The organism is Mycobacterium sp. Aquia_216 (genome assembly GCF_026723865.1).
Classification (GTDB): domain Bacteria; phylum Actinomycetota; class Actinomycetes; order Mycobacteriales; family Mycobacteriaceae; genus Mycobacterium.
Genome location: NZ_CP113530.1, coordinates 92,416 through 113,269 on the forward strand (window position 1 = coordinate 92,416; position 20,854 = coordinate 113,269).

The window sequence follows — 20,854 nt, forward strand, 5'->3', positions numbered from 1 at the left end:
CCCGTGACCGTCACACACTCACCAGCGCTACGCTCAGGGCCTGACCACTGGGCGCCAGGCTGCTATGCAGTGTGCCGCCATCGGGCTGGCTGATTCTACGTACTGCCGGCGCCCAGTGTGACGGGCGAGCCGGCGCACGCCAAGGCCATTAGCACCGGACTCGCCACGGCCAAGACCGCCATGAGCAGCGGCGGTCGACACCGCACAACCTGGGTCTGGCTTGTCGTTATCCTGCCCCCCGCCGGATGGCTCCGTGGATTGGTGCCGACCCAGGCTGGTATCGGCGCTGGCCCGAGACCGGTCCGTGCCGTTCGATAGCCGTTTTCAGGGGCGTACTCGCTGTGCTCGGCTCAGCATGAGCGCTGTCGCCGTACGGTAGGCCCGCGTCGTCATCAGCGACTGGAAGCACGACTACAACCATCACCGGCGGCACTCCTCGCTGGGCTATCAATCGCCCGCTCATTATGCTTCGATCTGCACGCACCGGTGAACCCGTCAAACGCCCATCTCGGGTGAACGACGTCCCGTACCCGAGGCCCGTCGATGAACCTCATCCAAGTGCCAATTTCGTGCGCTGCCCAAGTCCCGCCGGGCTCGCCGCGCCGTGCTGGCACACATGTGCCGTCTGCGCGCACGTTGCGACGTGTTGGCGGGTCGTATCGCACCCAGCGTCAGTCAGCGGCCGTCGAGATTCGTCAGCGAGCACGAATTATCCAGTGCGGGCGTATAAATCGTTGACTGACAGGTCTGGCACGTGTGCGCGCGATGCATGGAGCGACAGCTGCAGTGGGCGACACCGACGAGGACCTTGTGCGGGCTAAGGCGTGTGCCGCAGGTGGGACACCAAGCCGGGCGAGGCTCCTCCCAACCACGCCGCGTCTGACGTAACTCCATTCCGGCATGCTACAGCTCGAGGCTACGAACCGTGTTGGTCGAATGGATCACGCGCAGGGCATTGCTGGTGAGATGGCACATCGTGCAGGCCCCAGCGCGCGCCGCACGTTCGGAGTCGGGCGGCTTCAATACCAATTGAAGCGCCTGCGGCGCTGCTGAATAGCTTGAGCCGTGCCGGCCCAAGCCGATGTTTCTTTGCCTTTCTGGCTTTCGATTGTTGCCCGGCGGTTCGCTCGCGCTAAGGCCACGGCCTCCGCTGCGCTGCGGGCCCAAGGGCTCGTAGCGATAGCGCCCGTTGCTCGCCAGCTCGCGGGCGCCATCGCTACGCCCGGGCCTTGCACTCCGCGCCCCTATGCCGGGCCAAATCTCAATTGCCAGAAGGCAAAAAGAGCAGGCGGCCATGTGGGCGCCTGCCGTACACAGAAAGGTTCAACCATGACCGACACAACCAACATCGACAGCGCGGCCACCGCCGCCGACCAGCCCATCGGGACACTGGAACACCTTGACCCGGCGCTGCTCGATATCGGTGACAACGTCCGCGACGATGCAGCGCTGAGCAAGGCGTTCATCGCCAACATCGCTGAAAACGGTGTGCTGGTACCGATCACGGCTGTTCGTGACCCCGACCGGCCCGAGGTCATCCGTGTCCGCAACGGGCAGCGGCGCACCCTGGCCGCCCGCGAGGTCGGGCTATCCAGCGTTCCGGTCTACGTGCTGGCGTCCACGGCCGCCGATGCCAGCCAGGAGACCATCGACCGCATCGTGCATCAGATCGTGACGAACGATCAAAAGCGCGATCTCACCGATGCCCAGCGGGCGCGCGGGATCCAGCAGATGATCGACGCGGGGCTGTCGGTGACCAAGGTGGCCAAGCGGTTATCTGTCGGCAAGGAGGCCGTCAAGGCCGCCCACACGGCAGCACGGTCGGCCACCGCCATGGATGCCCTGGCCAACGGCCAACTCAGCCTGACCGAAGCCGCCGCGATCACCGAGTTCGAGGACATGCCCGGCGCGGTGGACCGGCTGATCAGGTCGGCAGGCGGTACGTGGTTCGAGCACACGCTCGCCCAGCTGCGCCAGGAACGCATCACCGCCCAGACCCGAGCCCACGCTGCCCAGCCTTTCGCCGACAAAGGGTTCACCATTCTTGAGCAGCGCCCGGATTCGTGGGACCCGGCCTGCATACCGCTGCACCACCTGGTGACCGCCGAAGGGGAGGAAGCCGACGATACCGCCGTCAGCGACCCCGCCCACTGGGCCGTGTATCTCGTGGACGACACCGCCCTGTGCGACGTGGAAACCGGCGAGGTCGTCGACGAGCAGAGCGTGGATTGGGAGACCGAGGACCAGCCAGACGCCACACCCGCCGAGGGGCTGCGCCACGCTAACACGGTCACCGACAAGGAGGTGTTCACCCCCGATTACTACTGCCTCGACTACCGTTCCGCAGCATTGACCCCGCAGAGCTGGTTCGCGCGGCAGGCCGGACTGGTGGACACCGACACCGGCGAAGCCGTCGACTTGGACGACGAGGCCCGCGAGGCCGCACGCCAGCAGGCAGCGCTCGACAAGGCCGAGACCGAGAAGCGTGAGCGCCGGAAAGTCTTGGCGCTCAACAAGCTCGGGGATGCCGCCCTCGGTGTGCGGCGCGAGTTCGTCAGGAAGCTGCTGGCGCGCAAGACCCCGCCCAAGGGTGCCGGTCTCTTCGTGGCGGACTGCTTGGCTCGCGACAGCGCGTTGCTCACCAACAACAACGCGCTGGACACCACCGCCGAGCTGCTCGGAGTCGACAGCGGCCAGGCCGTGGCCAAGCTCGTGGCCGATCTGCCCGGCACCGGCGACGGCCGCGCTCAGGTGATCACACTGGCCCTGGTGCTCGGCGCTCTGGAATCGCGGACCCCCAAGGACGCCTGGCGCAACAACACGGGCTGGTGGGGCCACCACGTCGGCTGCAGCGAGTACCTGCGCTGGCTCGCCGACAATGACTACCCGCTGGCGCCCGTCGAGGAGGTCGTGACCAAGGCCAAGAGCGCCGATGACGTGTACGAACAGTACTTGGCTGACGCAGTGAAGGAGTAACGACCCAAAGGAGGGCCGGGGCGCGCCCCGGCCCTCCTTTCGGTCACCAGCCGCCGCCAGTAAACGAGGCAGCGGCCCCGCGCTCCAGGGTGCCTCGTTGTCGTCGGCGGAAACGCTTACGGCGTTGCCCATTATTTGTTTTCCACCCCTCATCGCTTTGTCAGTATGGCCGGGCTCGGCCTCTGCGCAAGGCCACGGATAAAGGCCAAATGGCCCGAAAACTTTTCGCTCAAAACCACTCGCTGCGCTCGGCGAAAACTTTTCGTCCGGACCATTGCGCTCCGACCGATCTACCGGCCCGATTAGTGATCGCGATGAGGCGCGGGAGAAAAGGGTGAACACGGTAAAACGCTGCGGATCATGCTGGGAACCAGGCTGTTAGACCAGGAATCTATCAAGCATCGAATTACGTTTTCCGCCCATTGATCGCAGGGGCAAAACAATTTCATAAAGGCAAAAATAGTGTTGTCGATACCCGTCGAATAGCGGTAAAATCAATACAACGAGTCACCACACGGAAGGACTGCCAACAATGAGTACTCTCACCGTTTACACAAAGCCCGGATGCGTGCAATGCAACGCCGTTTTTCGTGCCCTGGACAAACTGGGAATCGCCTACCGCCGAGTCGATATCTCCGTGGACCCGGACGCACGCGACTACGTCATGGCGCTGGGCTACCTGCAGGCCCCAGTTGTCTACGCCGGCCCCGACGACCACCACAGCGGATTCAGGCCAGACCGGCTCCGCGAACTCGCCGCCTAAGCACGCCGATCAGTACCTCGAGGAGCCCCACCATGCACCAGCTCACCATCGACCACGACGCCCAGCCGGGCAGCGTCACCGACCACGCCGACTTCACCGCCGCCCACCAAGCCCTGCTGAAGTACGTCGTCGGAGCCGACTACTACCTGCGGCCCGTCCAGAACAGCACCGCACACACCAGTTACGAACTGCTACGACTGGCCGACCTCGACGACCCGCGGCCGTGCCGCGAACCCCAGGTGGCCGGGGTGGCCACCATCGAAGTCATCTCCCAGAATGAACCGCCCTTTGCTGCACCATATTTCGTCGCCTGCGACGCCCAGACCTGGATCACCGACCACGCCAGCAAATGGTTACACGGATCGAGCACTGACCCCGGCTACCACTACCCCATGTCTGTGCTGACGATCGCGCGTGGGGAAGCCCACTTCTATCTACGCCCCGGTGCCCTACTGAACGAAGCCGCGTCGCTGGCCGGAGCGGACACCGCACTCCGGCCCGCCCAGGACACCGTGGAAACGCTGCGCCACAACGCCGTCCAAGACAGTGGCAACCTGGGTAACCCGGCCGCCATCGCCGCCGCAGTGCAACGACACCAGCCCAAGGGAACCACCAAAGGCCAAACTGCAACGCTCATCTGGTACTACGCCCTGCTGCTGTGGGGAGTGAGCGCACCATGACCGCCGCCCGCAAGCTTTGCGCCCCGTTGACGCTGGTGACCGACGACGTCGACGACACCGAAGACCTCGACGTCGAATGGCGCTCCCAGACCGTTGTCGACGAATACAGCCCCGAGCACCAGTTCATCGGTGCGCTGATGTGGCTCAGCGCCGAACGGGCCCGGCACTTTCTGGACCTCGTGCCCGGCAACGCGATATGGAGGCCGCAGACCCGGTGGGCCTATGAACTGATCCGCGCCCTGGTCGACGCCGGCACAGACCCCACGCCGGTATCTGTGTTGGCCGCCGGGCGCCGCCAGGCCGGCCGCGACGCGCTTGATCCCACCGCGCCGCCGAGCGCCGGCAACCACAAGCGGTTGGCCCTGTATCTGTTCGATGCCTATTCCCAAGCTGTTGCGCCGGCCGCGGCGATCGCAGGGTACGCACGTGCGGTGCTCGAGGAGGCCTACCGTCGCGGGTTCGACACGTTCGGCATCAGGATGCAGCAACTAGCGGCCAGCGGCGCTGACCGCGACGACTTGACTGAGCAATTCGCCATAATCCGCGACGAGCTCGCTGAGCTGTGGCGCCGCACTGAGGCTGCCGCCAAACCTGAAGGGAGCCAACGATGAGAATTCTGCGGACAAGCGGCGACCTCCTCATCGCCGACCGTGTCAGCGCCGCCATAGCGGACTACCCCCAGCCGGTGGGACGCGCGACACGCACCGCGCACGCCTGGCTGGACATTCTGCATAGTCGCGCCCAAATCCGTGCAGAACGCCACCGTCGCAGCGTCAGACAATAGACCCAGCACCAGCATCTGCCCAGCGAGGCCGGTGTGCACGAGAGGATCGACCATGATCAAGCCCGCCCGCGACCCGCGACGTCGGTGCCACCAGCTGCGGCGCAGGTTAAGACACTGGCCCCCAAGCCTTCTGGGCGGGCTCGCCCTGGCCACCTTTGCCCTCGCTGGACCTGCCGTCGCCCAAGCGCACAGTGCTACCATCTCCCCCGGCGATGAAATCGACACCGTGCAAGCGCCGGGCGGCACACGGTGCACCCTGGGCTATACGTTCACCGACCCTGGCACCAACATCAACTACGGCATCACCGCCGGCCACTGCAACAAGGGTCACGGTGACAACGTGGTTGACCGCACCACCGGCGCCGGCGGACATTTCATCCTCACCGTCGCCACCGCCGGCGATAACCTCCAAGATGACTACGGGCTGGTCGATTTCGGCTCCAACCATTCGGTCCGCACGATGTACGGCATGCCCGTGAGCGGCATCTCCACGCCAGACCCCCATGCTGCTGTCTGCCATGACGGCATCCGCACCGGCATAGCGTGCGGTTCGCTGGACGGACGCCTGATCGCCAGCCAATACCTGACCACCGGAATGGCCCAAAGTATTCCCGGGGACTCCGGTGGCCCAGTCTGGCAGCTCGCCCACGACAACGCCGGGACCGCCAGTGTCATCGGTATCTGGCTCGGCGAGCACATCGAGCCCAACGGCGCCCACTACGGACGATTCATCAGCCTCACCGACGTCCTGGTCAACGTCGCGGCCAAAACCCACGTCCTGTAAGGACCCTCAAGGTCTGGGCTGACCGGCCGGTGAGCCCAGACCCGTTGCTGCTCGACTTCTTCAGCCGTCAGCGGGTATCAAGTGTGACCGACAGGGCCCCGTCGTGGTCAACCCACGCCCGGCGGGCTCGGCCGCCGGCCTCTTCGGGGTTGACACCGACACCCCGCCGGTCCCCCACACCCCAGCGCTGACCAGCGCACTCAACATCTCATCCAGAACGGAGCATCATCATGACCAACTCGGCGGCCGCCACCCATGTCATCCCAGCGGGTCTGATCACTCACAGCACCGTGGTGATCAAAGGCCAGCACCACGATCACGACATCAGCGTTCACCATGCCCGAACGCCGGATGCACGCATGAGCATCACCCTGGCTGGTATGCACATGGTCCTCTACAACTGCCAAACCGCCCAAGGACTACTCGAGGCATTCATCGCCGCCCGCGGTCACCTCTTGCATGTACCCGCCCAAATCCCCTCTGCTCGGGCGGATGCCCTACACGAGCCAGCAGGGCGCGTGACGCTTTCCCTCGAATGGACCCGCCGGCCAGTCTATGCCGTCGCCGCACAGTCCACGTTGAATCGACTCAAGACCGCTCAGATCCACTGGGTTGAGCTCTATACGGCACCCGTTACGTGGCAGATCCGCGATCGCGCCGGACTCCACTCCCTCATTGAGGTCCTCAACCGGGTGCACCAGACCGCGGTTGCCGTCTTCAACGACGGCCAGCAGTACCATGCTGATCCCGCCGACCCCGATTACCGCGCCGCCTAACCGCCGCATTGCCGTGCGGGCCCGGCCAGCTTCGTGATCACACGGGGTTGGCCGGGCCCCCTTTTTTCTTCGGGCCCCCGGGTGCCGGCGCGCCCCGCGCGACCGGACTGGCCACCTACGGCGGCCACCAAATCCGTAGCCCCTCACCTTCTTTAGCCGTCAGCAGGGTGCTCATGCTAAGCGGGCGGGGGCCCGAGCGCTCAACCCACGCCCACCCCGAACTACGCAGGCCCAGTGACCTTTTCGGACCTATGCCAGCCCGCCAAGGCGCTCACGCGCCGGCGAGCGCGGACCGAAAACCCTGCTCCGCTCGGCGCGGACTCTTCGGGGTTGACCACCCACCCTCACCCGCTTACCCGCACCCCAGCGCCGACCGGCGCAACCCATCACCACACCGAACGGAGCATCATGACCATCGAAATCGTGCACAGCGCCGCCGAAGGCACCCTCGTCCACGGCACCTCCCGCGGAGACGGCACGAACACCATTCTCAAAGCCGCCGGCTTTCGGTGGTTCCGCACACTGGGGGTGTGGGGCATCGCCAGCAGCCGCGATCGCCAACCCAACCGGTACAAAATCAACCGAGCCGTCGACGCGCTTCGCGCCGCCGGACATGACGTCCGCGTCGACGTCGACGACACCCACCGCCCCACCGCCGAGGCCGAGGCCGACAAGGCGCAGCGCCAAGAGCAACGCGTCGGCGCGCTCCACGCCAAAGCCGACCGCAAGGCGGCCGCAGCCGAGGCGGCCTGGGAGACCGAGCGCCGCGCCGTCGAGGCGCTGCCTCCCGACGGGCAGCCGATTCTGATCGGTCATCACAGCGAACGCCGACACCGCAACGCGATCGCCCGAGCCCACGATGCGACCCGCCGCGCCATCGATGCCACCGACCTGGCGCAGCAGGCCAACAGCCGGGCCGAGGCCGCGGCGTCGACAACGGCCCACCGGCACAACCCGGTCACCGTGAAGAACCGCATCGAGAAGCTGCAAGCCGAGCAGCGCGGCGATCAACGCATTCTCGATGGCCACCGCCGCGTCGTCGCCCGCAGCGCCACCCACGAATACGTCGACGAGTTCGGCCCGGCGACAGGGTCCTACCGCGACCAGGTGATCGCGCGCATGGCCCAACGCGGCGACGAGATCGCCTACTGGAACGGGGTTTACGCCGACCTGCAAGCCTCCGGTGTCGCCAGCACGCACAGCCGCGAGAGCATCAGCAAGGGTGACCTCATCAAGTACCGAGGCCACTGGTACCCGGTCGTCCGGGTCAACCCCAAAACGGTGTCGGTTCGCCTGCACGAAGGCGCCTCGTGGACGAACACGATCGGCTACCACGAGATCTCCGGTCACCGCCTGGGCAGCGAACCCGCCACCACGGCCAACGACTAGCTCACCGCCGCCGCGGGCCCGGCCAGCTTCGTGATCACACGGGGTCGGCCGGGCCCCCTTTTTTCTTCGGGCCCCCGGGTGCCGGCGCGCCCCGCGCGACCGGAGTGGCCACCTGCGGCGGCCACGAAATCCTGTAGCCCCTCACCTTCAAACCGTCAGCAAGGGTCGCAGCCTAATCGGCCGGGGGCCCGAGCGCGCAACCCACGACCGCACCGAACTACGCAGGCCGAGTGACCTTTTCGGCCCAATGGAAGTCAATCCCCAAGGCGCTTCGCGCCGGGGATTGACCCGGGCCGAAAACCCTGCTCCGTGCGGCGCGGACTCTTCGGGGTTGCGCACCCACCCTCACCCGATTCACCGCTCCCCAGCGCCGACCGGCGCACTGAAATCACTCAATGCGAAACGGAGAACCACCATGACTGCACAACTGGACTACTGGGCCAGCACCGACCACGACCCCACCAGCATGCTCGAATCCATCCGGGGGCTCACCCCCACCGAGGCGCCACCCACAGCGATCACCACCGTTGACATCGACGAGCTCGCCGTCCTCCAGGTCGCCCACGACGGCCAGCGCATGCGACTCCGCGGAGCAGACCGCGACGAAGCGATCCGGCGCATGCACGGGCGCGTCGACATCGACCTCGTCGCCTGGCGGCTCCACACCACCTCACGCACCGTGCACCGCGTCGCGGCCCGCCTGGGCCTCACCCTCCACAAACCCACCCCCGCCGACCAATTCGGAGACCGCAGCCACCAGACAGGCCCGTCCTCCCCCCGCGCACGAGCCATCGCCTAACGACCGCACCGGGCCCGGCCAGCACCCGCACCACCACGGGGTTGGCCGGGCCCCCCTTTTTCTTCCGCCCGGTTCAGGTGGCGGCGGCGCGCCCCGCGCGACCGCCGAACCGGCCACCTACCGGTGGCCGAAATCCGTAGCCCCTCACCTTCAAGCCGTCAGCAAGGGTCGCAGCCTAATCGGCCGGGGGCCCGAGCGCGCAACCCACGCCCGCACCGAACTACGCAGGCCGAGTGACCTTTTCGGCCCAATGGAAGTCAATCCCCAAGGCGCTTCGCGCCGGGGATTGACCCGGGCCGAAAACCCTGCTCCGTGCGGCGCGGACTCTTCGGGGTTGCGCGCCCACCCTCAGCCGATTGACCGCTCCCCAGCGCTGACCGGCGCACCACTCAGCACACCGAACGGAGCAACACATCATGGACCACGAATTCGAACTCGCCTTCAACCTTCTCGACGAGGCCGCCGGACGAATCCAGCACCAGCAGTACGGAATCACCCGCATCCTGTTCCACAACCACGGCGACATCGCGCTCACCACCGTGCACGACTACACCCGCGAAACGGGCCACCACCTCGTGCTGCTCGCCACCGACGACCACGGACAGATGGTCGCCATCGAAGCCACCGCAACCCACGTCAACACCGAACCCGACACCCGGATCCTCAAAGTCCGCGCCGGCGACCTGACCTTTCACGCCACCGCCGACACCTGGACTTACCGCGCCGCCCACCACGGTCACACCTACACCCTGACCGCCGGCGTCGGCGACCAACCGGCCTGGACCACCACCGTCGACAACCAGGCACCACACCGTCACGACGACCTCGACACCGCGATCGACACCATGCTCGCCCACCACTCGAGCGGGGCAGCCTAGCCACCCGCCGGCTGGCCGGGTCCACACCCACACCGGGCCCGGTCAGCCCTCTCACCCGCTCTCAACACACAAGGAGTTTTCTGTTGCCCGACATCGACTTCGGCGCCGCCCTCGACTTCATCGACACCGCCGAAGGCATACCCCGCCAACTCCGGTTCCAGCGCAACTGGGCCCCGCCCGACGACCCCCGCATTTTCGACGGCACCGGGCAACTCGTCGCCGTGATCGCGGCCGCCGGACGCACCGACAACGGCCACACCCTGCCCATCAGCCGCCCCGGGGTTGACCTCGACGACGTCGAACGGGTCCTCGAGGGATGGCAAGACTGGGCCAAACTCAACACCTACACCATCGACCTAGCGGCGATCCGGCGTCGCATCCAAGCCGCCGGACTCACCTAACACCGGCTCCGCCGCGGGCCCGGCCAGCTTCGTGATCACACGGGGTTGGCCGGGCCCCCTTTTTTCTTCGGGCCCCCGGGTGCCGGCGCGCCCCGCGCGACCGGACTGGCCACCTACGGCGGCCACCAAATCCGTAGCCCCTCACCTTCTTTAGCCGTCAGCAGGGGCCAAGTGTGACCGCCAGGACCCCGTCGCCGTCAACCCACGCCCGGCGGGCCCGCCCGTTCTCCGCTCCCGCCGGCCTACCCGGCCGGCTCCCGCTGCGCCCGTGCGTCACCGGCGGCATTTGCGGCCCTACCCAGCTCGCTGCCGCTCGCGGCCGCAAATCCGCCTCCTGCTGATCCGCCGGCCTCTTCGGGGTTGACACCGACACCCCGCCGGTCCCCCACACCCCAGCGCTGACCAGCGCACTCAACACCTCATCCAGAACGGAGAATCACCATGTGCTACAACCGCATCGCGGTCCTGGCCCACCTGCGCACCGAACTGATCGCCGGCGCCTGCAACCCGAGCCGAGGTCTCGCCGAACTGGCCGCCCCACTGCTGGCCGACCAGACCTACCGACCGCTGCTCGACAAGATCGGTAACCGCACTCCCCTGCGGGCCGCCCTGCTGTGGAGTCGCATCGGCGACCACCTCAGCGGGCAAGCGCGCATCGACGCGCTCACGATGGCGGCAGTGTTCGCCCTCCAAGGCGGTAACCCGGGCATCAGCGCCACCTACATCACCCGCGTCGACGTCGCCGTCCGCACCGCCCACACCCAAACGCCGGCCCTGATCGACGTTCTCAACATCGACCACCGCATCCGCGGGCACCAAACCCACGCCACCGTCTAAAACCCCCGCCCCCCTTGACGAAAGGACCCGCCATGAGCAACCACACCGAATGGGGCCGCGCCGCGCACAGCCTCTACACCGTCCGCCCGCGCCAACGGGCGATGGAGGAACTCTCGCCCGACGACGACCACGAACTCACCGCGCCGTACGTGCTGGGCTTGTGGAACGAGAACGGCGACGGGCTTGCGCTGCAAGGAAGCCGCCGCGAGCTGCTCGACTACCTCAGCCTGGCCACCGCCCACGTCCAACGCGAAACCGATCCCCGCCGAGAACTCAACCAAGCCCTCAAAGGACTCCAAGAGCTTCGACGAGAACGTAGCGCGGCGCTCGATCACGACAGCACGGGCGGCGATATCGCTCGGCTCGACGAACAGGAAGTTGACCTGCTCAACGACGTCGCCGAGGCCGCCGCTGAAGTCAACGACCAGCTCTAACTTGCCGTGCGGGCCCGGCCAGCTTCGTGATCACACGGGGTTGGCCGGGCCCCCGTTTTTCTTCGGGCCCCCGGGTGCCGGCGCGCCCCGCGCGACCGGACTGGCCACCTACGGCGGCCACCAAATCCGTAGCCCCTCACCTTCTTTAGCCGTCAGCAGGGTGCTCATGCTAAGCGGGCGGGGGCCCGAGCGCTCAACCCACGCCCACCCCGAACTACGCAGGCCCAGTGACCTTTTCGGACCTATGCCAGCCCGCCAAGGCGCTCACGCGCCGGCGAGCGCGGACCGAAAACCCTGCTCCGCTCGGCGCGGACTCTTCGGGGTTGACCACCCACCCTCACCCGCTTACCCGCACCCCAGCGCCGACCGGCGCAACCCATCACCACACCGAACGGAGAAACACCATGAGCGCATACGTCGTCGAGGCCGAACACATCAATGTCCTGCTGTGGGCCGGACGCCACGGATTCCGCCGACCCGGCTACAACCTCACCTGGGTCTACGGCAACCCGACCCGGGTCAACCAGCTCACCGAGGACAACCTCGACCAGGTCGGGCAGATGCTCGTCGACGCCAACACCGCCTCGGTCAACTACTGCTACTTCAACAACCCCATCCACGAGCCCTACGAGTACTACTACACCCGCCCGCTGCACACCAGCTGGTCGATCGTCGAAGTCCTCAAGGCGTTGCAGTGCTACGAATACCAGGCCTGCGAACCCAAAGACTGGCAGCACACCGAGGCCTACGCGTTCTGCCGCGAGCTGCAAACCATGCTCGCCCAGGCCCTGCCGGGCTACGACCCCGCTCCCTGGGGCATCACCCGCATCACCCTCCCCGCCGCCTACCGGCGCAGCGCCTAACCACCCACCCAGTACGAGAGGAGCCGTCTCATGATCATCGAAGGCACCGTGAACCGCAGCATCGACAGCCGCACGGTCGAGATCCCGTTCATCATCGACACCGTCACCGGCACCTACAGCCAATGGGGACACGACACCATGGCCCTCGGCGAGAACGTCGACCTCCTCGAGGCGCTACGCGACACCGCCTGCGACATCACCTAAGCGGCCCCGCCGCGGGCCCGGCCAGCTTCGTGATCACACGGGGTTGGCCGGGCCCCCTTTTTTCTTCGGGCCCCCGGGTGCCGGCGCGCCCCGCGCGACCGGACTGGCCACCTACGGCGGCCACCAAATCCGTAGCCCCTCACCTTCTTTAGCCGTCAGCAGGGGCCAAGTGTGACCGCCAGGACCCCGTCGCCGTCAACCCACGCCCGGCGGGCCCGCCCGTTCTCCGCTCCCGCCGGCCTACCCGGCCGGCTCCCGCTGCGCCCGTGCGTCACCGGCGGCATTTGCGGCCCTACCCAGCTCGCTGCCGCTCGCGGCCGCAAATCCGCCTCCTGCTGATCCGCCGGCCTCTTCGGGGTTGACACCGACACCCCGCCGGTCCCCCGCACCCCAGCGCTGACCAGCGCACTCAACACCTCATCCAGAACGGAGAACCACCATGACCACTGACTTACGCACCCCCGCCGACATCATCGCCGCGGCCGCCGGCTTCCTGGGCTTCGCCCCCACCAACAGCATCGTGGCCTACATGCTGCGCGCCGACACCGGCCAGAACCTCACGGTGCGCTGCGCGATCCGTTTCGACGTCACCATCACCACGGCCCAAGCCGCCAACTTGCCCGCCACCTGCAACCTGCGCCCCACCGACAACCACGGGGCGATCCTGCTCGCCGTCTGCGACGAGCAGCGCTACCCGCACGCCCTCGCCGTGCTGGACGCCCTGCGCGATGCGCTCACCGACGCCGGAATCCCCGTCCGCCACCGCATCATGACCCGCGACGTCACCGCCGAAGGCCAGTGGTATGACCCCGACACCGGCCAACACGGCCCTACCTACCCCTACACCGACTCCCTGATCACCGCCCAGCGCGTACTCAGCGGCGGTCGAGTCAGCCGCGGCCGCAGCGACATCGAGGCCGAATTCGCTCCCCTGCCCCCCGCGCCCCCCGTGGCGCTCGGCGATCACGGCGAGCTCGTCCTGTCCACCGCCGAAGAGATCGCCGATGCCCTCAACGGCCATCCCATCAACCGCAGCCTGCCCACCCGCGCCGGCCACATCATCACCGCCGACGTCTCGATGCGCGACGCCATGATCTGGGCCGCCATCGAGCACACCCAGGCCGCCACCGACCTGTGGACCCACATCGCCCGCCGCCTGCGCGGACAACCACGCGCCGAAGCCCTCACCATCGCCGCGACCGCCTACTGCCTGCTCGGCGACACCGTCCGCGCCGGCATCGCCGTCGACACCGCCCTCGAGGAAGCCCAAGCCGCGCACGCTCCGGCCCCCCGGCTCGCGGTCCTGCTGCTGGCCGCGCTGCGCGCGGGCCTCCCGCCCGACGAAATCCAGCGCGTCATCCTTAACAGCGCACCCCGCTCCCACAGCGACTAACGAAACCGCGCCACCGGGCCCGGCCAGCTTCCTGATCACACGGGGTTGGCCGGGCCCCCTTTTTTCTTCGGGCCCCCTGCGCGCCGGCGCGCCCCGCGCGACCGGCCCCCTCAACACCGCGATACACAAGGGCCCGGTCAACCCCCTAGGAGGGTTGCCCCGGGCCCCGTTTCTTCCGCTCCGCGGTCCTGCGCAGTCCTGTACTCAGAAACCGCGACCGCCGGCTACCAGCGCAGCGCGTCCTGGCCGTCACTCGCACGCGCCCACCCGACGTCGACCGCCGGCAAGTGCGGCGCCTCACCGCTGACCAGCCAGCGCACCATTTCGCTGCCCACCACATTCCCTGCCTGTGTCACCCAGTCCAGCAGCGCACGTTCCACACCAGCCTCCTCCGACCCCTCGCCGCGCCATTACATCCATTCTCGCGGCCGCCGGCGACACCACCGAACACGCCACGCCTTAGTGCGGCAGCCCCGTCGACACCACCCAGTGCACCGTGTGGCTGACCAGCAGCCACACCATCACCGCTACCACCAGCCCAACAGCAGCTGCCCCGACCTTGATTTTCACCACGTCCGGCTCCTTCTCATCGTTTGCTGCACGCACTCGGGTAGCTGCTAGCCAAGCCCTTCTCAAGCGCGGCCCCCAGTCCGGTCACCACGTCCACACCCACCGGCCACGCGGACCGCCGTGTTCGCACGTGCGCGGCCGCAACTTCCGCCGCGCCAGCAGCTTCAGCCACCATTGCCATCTCCCCCGCTCACCACAGCCAACCTCCCTCAACTCTAAATCCGCCACGCCCCACCTCCTGGCACGATTCCTCACCCCAGCCCCTTCCCCGTTCACACCCCCGCTCGCCCCCGACCTCACTCACTGAAGACTTCTGGCACATTGGCACAAGTATGTGCAAGACTGGTTGTGGCCGCGCGCTGCGCGCGGCCACAACCGTTCGTCCCCCTGCTGGGTACGAGCCGTCGCGGGCGGGAGGTGGTCGCCGGTGTTAACGATTTCCCGGCTCTCCCGCTGGAGCATCGCCTATTACGAGAAGACCGCCAATGAGGCCAAACAGGCCGCGATGGATCGGGTGGCCGCTGGCGGCGGGCTCGGTGAGTACTACTCCGAAGGCGACACGCGGGTACCGACCTGGGTGGTGGCGGGCGATGCGGTCAGGGTTGGGGAGCTGACCGGCTTGAGCGGCGCCGCGTTGGCGAGCGGGTTTGCTGACGGGGATGTCGCCACCACCTGGCTCGACGACGGAATCGCCCCCAACGGCGCCGCCGGGCGCGCCTTCACCAAGGAGTCGGTACACGGTTTCGACCTGACGTTCGCCGCGCCCAAGAGCGTGTCCCTGCTGCGGGCACTGACCAGCGAGATCAACGAAAAAGTGGTCGCCGAAGCGCACTCGCGCGCGGTCAAGGCCGCTATGGATTACCTGCACCAACACGCCGGCTACACCCGGGTGCACAACCCGGTGACCGCCAAGAAAGACCTGCAACGATTGCCCGGTTTGGTGGCGATCGCCTACCAACACGAGACGTCGCGGTGCGGAGACCCGCACTTGCACACCCACGTCATCGTGCCCAACCGGCAAGCCCGCGGCGACGGTGTCTTGGTCTCGATCGACTCCAAATCGCTGCATCACGAAGCTAAAGCGGCCGGGGTCATCTATCAGGCGGTGCTGCGCCACGAGCTGCACGCCGAGCGCGGCGTCGAATGGCGCGGCGTCGACGAACGGTCCGGCATGGCCGACATCGCGGGCGTCACCAAGGCGTGCCTGACAGCATGGTCGCGGCGCTCCACGAGGTTGCGGGAATGGGCGCGCAACAACCTCGTCGTCGTCGACGGCGAACCCAACGCACAACAGCTCGCGGCCGCGCAGAAAGCCACGCGCCCGGCCAAACCCGAATCCAAGCCGTGGGCCGAACTCAAAGAGGAATGGCGCGCCGATGCGCGCGGTCTGGAATTGGACCGCGCCGCGCATGTCGAGGCGCGCGATGCGCGCCGCGCCGCGCCGCGCATTTTGACCGACCGCACGCGGTTAGCGCACATGGTGGGCGCGATCGACAAAAGCGCGTTCACCCGCGCCGACCTGGTGGAGTTGGTGGGTGCGCTGCTGCCCGTCGATGTGCCCGAAGATCCGCGCACCATCATCGAAAAGATCGTGGACACGGTCGCGGTGCGGGTCAGCGCGCCGCGCGAGGCGCACCACCGCGAAGGACACGAGCTGTTCACCGTCGACGCGGTCATGGCCGAAGAGGAGCGCATCTTCGCGATGGTCGACGACGCGGACGCGCGCACGCACCTGGATGTGCGGCCCGCCGACCTGGGCGACCTCTCGCCCGACCAAGCGCGCGCGATCGCCAACATTGCGCACTCCCCCTACCTCGTGCAGCCGCTGCAAGCGCCCGCGGGCGCGGGCAAGACGCACTCGCTCAAAGCGCTGCGCGGCGCCGCGCACCGCGCCCACAAAGAGGTCCTCGTGCTCGCACCCACCGGTAAAGCCGTCGACGAGGCGATGCGCGATGGCGCGGGAGACCGCGGGTTGACGGTGGCCAAAGCGCTCAAACTCATCGAAGACGATCAGCTCGACATCGACCGGCGCACCGTGATCGTGGTCGACGAAGCCTCCATGCTCGGAACCCCCGAGCTCAAAAAACTGCTCGCCTGCGCGGTGGTGGGACGCGCCAAAATGGTCCTCGTCGGCGACGCGTATCAGCTCTCACCGGTCAAAGCGCGCGGCGGCATGTTCGAGAACCTGTGCGACGAGCTGCCCTGGTCGCAGCGCCTCGGCGAAGTGTGGCGGATGCGCGACCCCGCCGAACGCGACATGTCGTTGGCGTTGCGCTCCGCGCACGGCAACCGGCTGCGCAAAGCGGTGGGCTGGTACCGCAACCACGGGCGCCTGCACTCCGGTGACCCGATCGCCATGGCAGATGACGCCACCAACGCCTACCTGCAGGCCCGCGCACAGGGGAAAGACGCTGCGATCATCTGCGACCGCTGGGAAATCGCTGATGCCATCAACCGCAAGCTGCACGGCGCGCTCACCCAGGCAGCGGCCGCGCCCACCGACGTCGCCGGCGATAAGACACGGTTTTTCACCGACACCGTGCGCGTGGCGCGCGATCAAGACGTCCGCGCCGGCGACATCATCATCAGCCGCAACAACGATGCCAGCCTGAGCGTGGAACCCGGCGCCGAGCACCGGGCCGGTGAGCCGGTCGACCAGGTCCGCAACGGCAACCGCTGGCACGTCGTCGGCGTCGACGCCCAGCGCGGCCGACTGGCCGCCGAACGGCTCACCGACGGCGCGCGGACCATCTTCGATGGCGACTACCTGCGTGAACACATCACCCTGGGATACGCGACCACGCTGCACGCCGCCCAAGGCATCACCGTGGGCAATTCCACCACTGCCGGCGCGTGCTTCACCGTGCTCAGCGACAAAGCCTCACGCGCTATGGCCTATGTCGGGATGACCCGCGGCAAAGACGAAAACCATGCCTACATCTACCAGCCCATCACCGGGGAAGCCGACCACGAACACAGCGGGGTCGCCGCGGGCGCCGAAATCCACACGCTGCGCCGCGGCAACAAATACGCCGCCGCGCACTTCTTCCGGATCATCCTGGCCAACGACGACCGGCCCCGGACCATGCACGCCGAGGCCGAACGCACCGACCGTGACCTGCTGCCCCCGGTCGTCGCAGGCCTGCTGGACCGCCACGACCAACGCCGCCAACAGCTCCGCGCCGGCTGGCGGGCGCACAACGCCGAAGCCCGCGCCCGCGACGCCGCCTACGACCGGCTGCGCCAGGCGACCCAACGCGGCCGCGAGCGCGGCAGCGAGCGCGGTCATGAGGGGGGGCTGGAACTGTGATGTCAGTCAGGAAGGTGAGCACCCGTGCCTGAGGAGCCCGAGCAGACTGGCGCGGCGGTGGATCCGCTCACCGAGGCCATCACGGCGTGGCAATCCGCACACACCACGCTGGGGCCGCACCACGAATCCACGTTGACCGCGCTGCTGGCGGTCGCCTCAGCGCGTTGGGGCGCGGGGGACAGTCTGGGCGCCGTCCACGACGCCGGCGACGTGTGGGCCGCCCGCCGCGACCTCCTCGGGGACGAGCACCCAGACACGCTGGTGATCGCCGGCTTGGTCGCGATGTGGCGGTACCACCGCGGGGACGAGGCCGCAGTTGGTGAGCTGCGCGCGCTGGTGCCGGTGATGACCCGCGTCCTGGGTGCAGAGCAGGCCGACACCTTGTGGGCCACGCACACATTGGCGACCGCCGAGGACGCCGGCGATGATCCTGCTCGTCGACTGCTGCGCTGGGTGCAGCTGGCTGCCGCCGAAACACGAGTGTTCGGGGCACGCCACGAGCTGACGCTGTCAGCGCTGTACGGGGTGGCCCTGGCCCGTCACGATCTCGGCGACCTATTTGGCGCGAGCACCGATGCGTTGATCGTCGTCGGACATCGCCGCCGCCTCCTGGGTGACCATCATCCCCACACCTTGGCCGCACAGTTGTCGCGGTTGACCTGGATGGGTGAGGCCGGGGCCACCAATGAGCACACCCTCAACGAGTTCGACGAGTTGATCGTGGCCCTGCAGAACACACTCGGTCATGACCACGAACAGGCCGTGCTCGGCCGCTACTACCGGGTGCTGTGGACGCCCGACACGGCCAATGACATTGAACGGATTTCCGAATGGGAAGTCCTCGCCGAGGATCTCGAACGCACACTGGGAGAACAGCACCCAGTTAGCGTCGATGCCGCCCAGCAGCTGGGCGTGGCCCGCGCTGAATGGGAAGTCGATCTCGACGATTTCCGCGGTCTTGCTTTTGACCTACTGATCGACCTCGAGTCCGAACACCGCGATGTCGAGCTTGAAGCCGGCCGCGGCTACATGCAGCCGGGCAACCTCGACGTCGACGCGCAAGACAAGGTGGCCGAAGATGCCGACGAACAGCGGGCCGAGCGGGCCGACCTGTTGGAACACACGATCGAAGTGAAAAAAGCGTTGGGCCGCAGCGCCCGCGCGCTCGGCAACGATCACCTCGATGTGCTGCAGTGGCGCTACTACCTTGCGTGGTCGCTGTGGGACGGTCACGAATTCGACGCCGCCGGGCAGCGGACCCGACAGCTCATCGACGACTGCGTACGGCTACTCGGCGAGGAGCACGCACTCACCGGCGCGACCCGGACGCTGGACTACCACATCACCAACCGGGTGTGGGGCGGGATCCTTCCCTTTTGGGACGGCGGCGCACTCCTGCCGTGAACCCGCCCGCCGGGCGGGTTCACCGTGGTCTGGGGACGTACACCGGGGGCTGCGTGGTGAGGTCAATGGTGCTGTCTACCTTGAAGCTTGAGCGCAACGGCACAGTTTGGCCGTGCAGAGTCCCCTCGCCGTGGTAGTTCAGCGTTCCAGTCAGATGAACCTTCATCATCTTCGGGTCGAGTTGATAGTTCACGTCTTGGGTGCTTTCGAGGGTGATCAGCTTCTGGGAGTCGATGTCGACGCCGGTGGTCGTCAGCGCGCAACCCCCCGGCGGGCAGCATCCTTCCGGTGCGGCCACGCCGGCAAAGCAGAAATGCAGTCGCCGGTCTAAGGCGTCCAGGGACGCCTGACGGCCGGCGTCGTTGAGCACGATGACCGGCGTGATGCTCGGTGGACTCGTGGTGTTGGTCAGTGCCTCCAACAGCAGCGGTGTCGTGGCCGCGGTGATGTCGATGTAACGGTTGGACGAGGCGACCTGCGGTGTCCCGGGAAACACCGAGATCCGGTTCGCGCCATCGACGGCGACCCCGGACACCGTCAGCGCCTTCATCGCGGCGTCCGCATCCGGAGGCGAGTTGATCGTGACCGCGACCGTGGTGGTATCCAGCTTCCATCCACCGCCTTGGTGATGGGCGGTGATCACCGTTTGCGACGGGGTCGGCCCGAACTTGGCCGACAGGGTCAGCCGCTGAGTATCGGGGGCGGCGTTCGGGTCCTGGGCTGAATCGGTGGTCACCGCGATAGCGGTGATCGGGGTGGCGGACAGCTGGGTGCTCAGGGCCTTGTCGGTGAGCAGCTGCGGGGTGGTGGGCTGCTGGGCGCTGAGCGACAACACGCTGCGGGCATCGCCGGTGGCCAGGGCCTCCAAATAGTGCTGGCCGCTGAGCCGCGCCGCTTCGCGATCTTGGGCAGCGCGCTGGGCGGCGTCGGGTCCGCTAAAGGTGTGCGCAGCGAAAATGCCGCCAACGGCCAGCACCGTCACCGCGATCACGGCCGACACGACCGCGATGACAACGCGCTTGCGGCGGCGGGGTTTGCCGGCCGATCCCGGTGGCGGGGGTGTGAAGTGGTGGTGCCAGGGCGCTGCCCTGCTGGGCTCGGCCGGTCCGGGTGCGCCCGGATGCGGTGTCACGAGGTACGGCGGGGGTGGGGAGGCGGCCATCGTCGGGTCGGCCGGTGACGCGTTAGTCGGCGGGGACAGTGCGCCGGCCAGCGCCGCCGCGAAGTCGGCGCAGCGCGGGAAACGCTGCGCGGGGTCTTTGGCCAGGGCACGGGCGAATACGGCATCGGTGGCCGCCCACTGAGGGCGCAGGGCGCCCGGACGCGGCGGCGGGGCCGTCAAGTGCGCGTTGATCACCGCGACCGGGTGGGGGTGGGGAAACGGTCGGCTGCCGGTGAGTAAGTGGTAGGCCGTCGCCGCCAGCGCGTATTGGTCGGCGCGGCCATCGATCGGGGCGCCGCGCAGCTGCTCGGGTGCGCTGTAGTCGACGCTTACTCCCATCTGGGTGGTGGTGGCGGACTGCAGATCGGTGGTTTGGGTCAGATCAGTATCATCGGCGGCCGGGCGCGCGATCCCGAAGTCGCTCAACAAGACTCGGGGCGCGCTGCC

Annotated in this window: 18 protein-coding genes and 1 pseudogene; 18 read left to right on the forward strand and 1 reads right to left on the reverse strand. The window is 67.6% G+C overall.

From position 1 onward, the window contains the following. Window positions 1–379: 379 nt before the first annotated feature. The 16 genes and pseudogenes from OK015_RS28900 to OK015_RS28975 all read left to right on the forward strand — a co-directional run. Window positions 380–490: pseudogene (locus OK015_RS28900) on the forward strand (integrase core domain-containing protein); the annotation flags it as partial. A gap of 839 nt (window positions 491–1,329) precedes the next feature. Further along, window positions 1,330–2,976, forward strand: a complete 1,647-nt coding sequence (locus tag OK015_RS28905; RefSeq protein WP_268133275.1) for a ParB/RepB/Spo0J family partition protein — start codon at window positions 1,330–1,332, stop codon at window positions 2,974–2,976. A 532-nt stretch (window positions 2,977–3,508) separates the two neighbouring features. After that, entirely contained in the window at window positions 3,509–3,739 is a 231-nt protein-coding gene (gene nrdH, locus OK015_RS28910; protein WP_268133276.1) for a glutaredoxin-like protein NrdH, read from the forward strand. A 32-nt stretch (window positions 3,740–3,771) separates the two neighbouring features. Continuing rightward, entirely contained in the window at window positions 3,772–4,419 is a 648-nt protein-coding gene (locus OK015_RS28915) for a hypothetical protein (RefSeq protein WP_268133278.1), read from the forward strand. Continuing rightward, window positions 4,416–5,030, forward strand: coding sequence for a hypothetical protein (locus OK015_RS28920; RefSeq protein ID WP_268133280.1), 615 nt, complete (start codon window positions 4,416–4,418; stop codon window positions 5,028–5,030). The genes OK015_RS28915 and OK015_RS28920 overlap by 4 nt, the downstream gene beginning before the upstream one ends. 225 nt (window positions 5,031–5,255) lie before the next feature. Beyond that, window positions 5,256–5,987 (forward strand): hypothetical protein, encoded by a 732-nt coding sequence (locus OK015_RS28925; protein ID WP_268133281.1) that lies wholly within the window; start codon window positions 5,256–5,258, stop codon window positions 5,985–5,987. A gap of 230 nt (window positions 5,988–6,217) precedes the next feature. Then, on the forward strand, window positions 6,218–6,763 hold the full coding sequence (locus OK015_RS28930) for a hypothetical protein (RefSeq protein WP_268133282.1): 546 nt from the start codon (window positions 6,218–6,220) through the stop codon (window positions 6,761–6,763). Window positions 6,764–7,171: 408 nt separating this feature from the next. Next, entirely contained in the window at window positions 7,172–8,152 is a 981-nt protein-coding gene (locus OK015_RS28935) for a DUF3560 domain-containing protein (protein ID WP_268133283.1), read from the forward strand. 415 nt (window positions 8,153–8,567) lie between these two features. Then, window positions 8,568–8,951 (forward strand): hypothetical protein, encoded by a 384-nt coding sequence (locus OK015_RS28940; RefSeq protein ID WP_268133284.1) that lies wholly within the window; start codon window positions 8,568–8,570, stop codon window positions 8,949–8,951. Between the two features lie 416 nt (window positions 8,952–9,367). Continuing rightward, complete coding sequence (locus tag OK015_RS28945) at window positions 9,368–9,829, forward strand: hypothetical protein (protein WP_268133286.1); 462 nt, start codon at window positions 9,368–9,370, stop codon at window positions 9,827–9,829. Between the two features lie 83 nt (window positions 9,830–9,912). Beyond that, the gene (locus OK015_RS28950) at window positions 9,913–10,230 is read left to right on the forward strand and encodes a hypothetical protein (RefSeq protein ID WP_268133287.1); all 318 of its coding nucleotides are present in this window, start codon (window positions 9,913–9,915) and stop codon (window positions 10,228–10,230) included. 441 nt (window positions 10,231–10,671) lie between these two features. Next, complete coding sequence (locus tag OK015_RS28955; protein WP_268133289.1) at window positions 10,672–11,067, forward strand: hypothetical protein; 396 nt, start codon at window positions 10,672–10,674, stop codon at window positions 11,065–11,067. A 32-nt stretch (window positions 11,068–11,099) separates the two neighbouring features. Further along, window positions 11,100–11,501 (forward strand): hypothetical protein, encoded by a 402-nt coding sequence (locus OK015_RS28960; RefSeq protein WP_268133291.1) that lies wholly within the window; start codon window positions 11,100–11,102, stop codon window positions 11,499–11,501. A 404-nt stretch (window positions 11,502–11,905) separates the two neighbouring features. Beyond that, window positions 11,906–12,364, forward strand: coding sequence for a hypothetical protein (locus tag OK015_RS28965; protein ID WP_268133292.1), 459 nt, complete (start codon window positions 11,906–11,908; stop codon window positions 12,362–12,364). Window positions 12,365–12,394: 30 nt separating this feature from the next. Next, window positions 12,395–12,568, forward strand: coding sequence for a hypothetical protein (locus OK015_RS28970; RefSeq protein WP_268133294.1), 174 nt, complete (start codon window positions 12,395–12,397; stop codon window positions 12,566–12,568). 439 nt (window positions 12,569–13,007) lie between these two features. Then, complete coding sequence (locus OK015_RS28975; protein ID WP_268133296.1) at window positions 13,008–13,961, forward strand: DUF4192 family protein; 954 nt, start codon at window positions 13,008–13,010, stop codon at window positions 13,959–13,961. Window positions 13,962–14,185: 224 nt separating this feature from the next. Here the strand turns inward: OK015_RS28975 and OK015_RS28980 are convergent, their stop codons facing one another. Beyond that, window positions 14,186–14,341 carry a hypothetical protein gene (locus OK015_RS28980; RefSeq protein ID WP_268133297.1) on the reverse strand — a complete coding sequence of 52 codons (156 nt, stop codon included), beginning with the start codon at window positions 14,339–14,341 and terminating at the stop codon, window positions 14,186–14,188. Window positions 14,342–14,958: 617 nt separating this feature from the next. On the opposite strand from OK015_RS28980, the gene mobF reads away from it, so the two are divergent. Together mobF and OK015_RS28990 are read left to right on the forward strand one after the other, a co-directional pair. Continuing rightward, the gene (mobF, locus tag OK015_RS28985; RefSeq protein ID WP_268133299.1) at window positions 14,959–17,841 is read left to right on the forward strand and encodes a MobF family relaxase; all 2,883 of its coding nucleotides are present in this window, start codon (window positions 14,959–14,961) and stop codon (window positions 17,839–17,841) included. 24 nt (window positions 17,842–17,865) lie between these two features. Then, complete coding sequence (locus OK015_RS28990; protein WP_268133301.1) at window positions 17,866–19,245, forward strand: hypothetical protein; 1,380 nt, start codon at window positions 17,866–17,868, stop codon at window positions 19,243–19,245. Window positions 19,246–20,854: the final 1,609 nt, after the last annotated feature.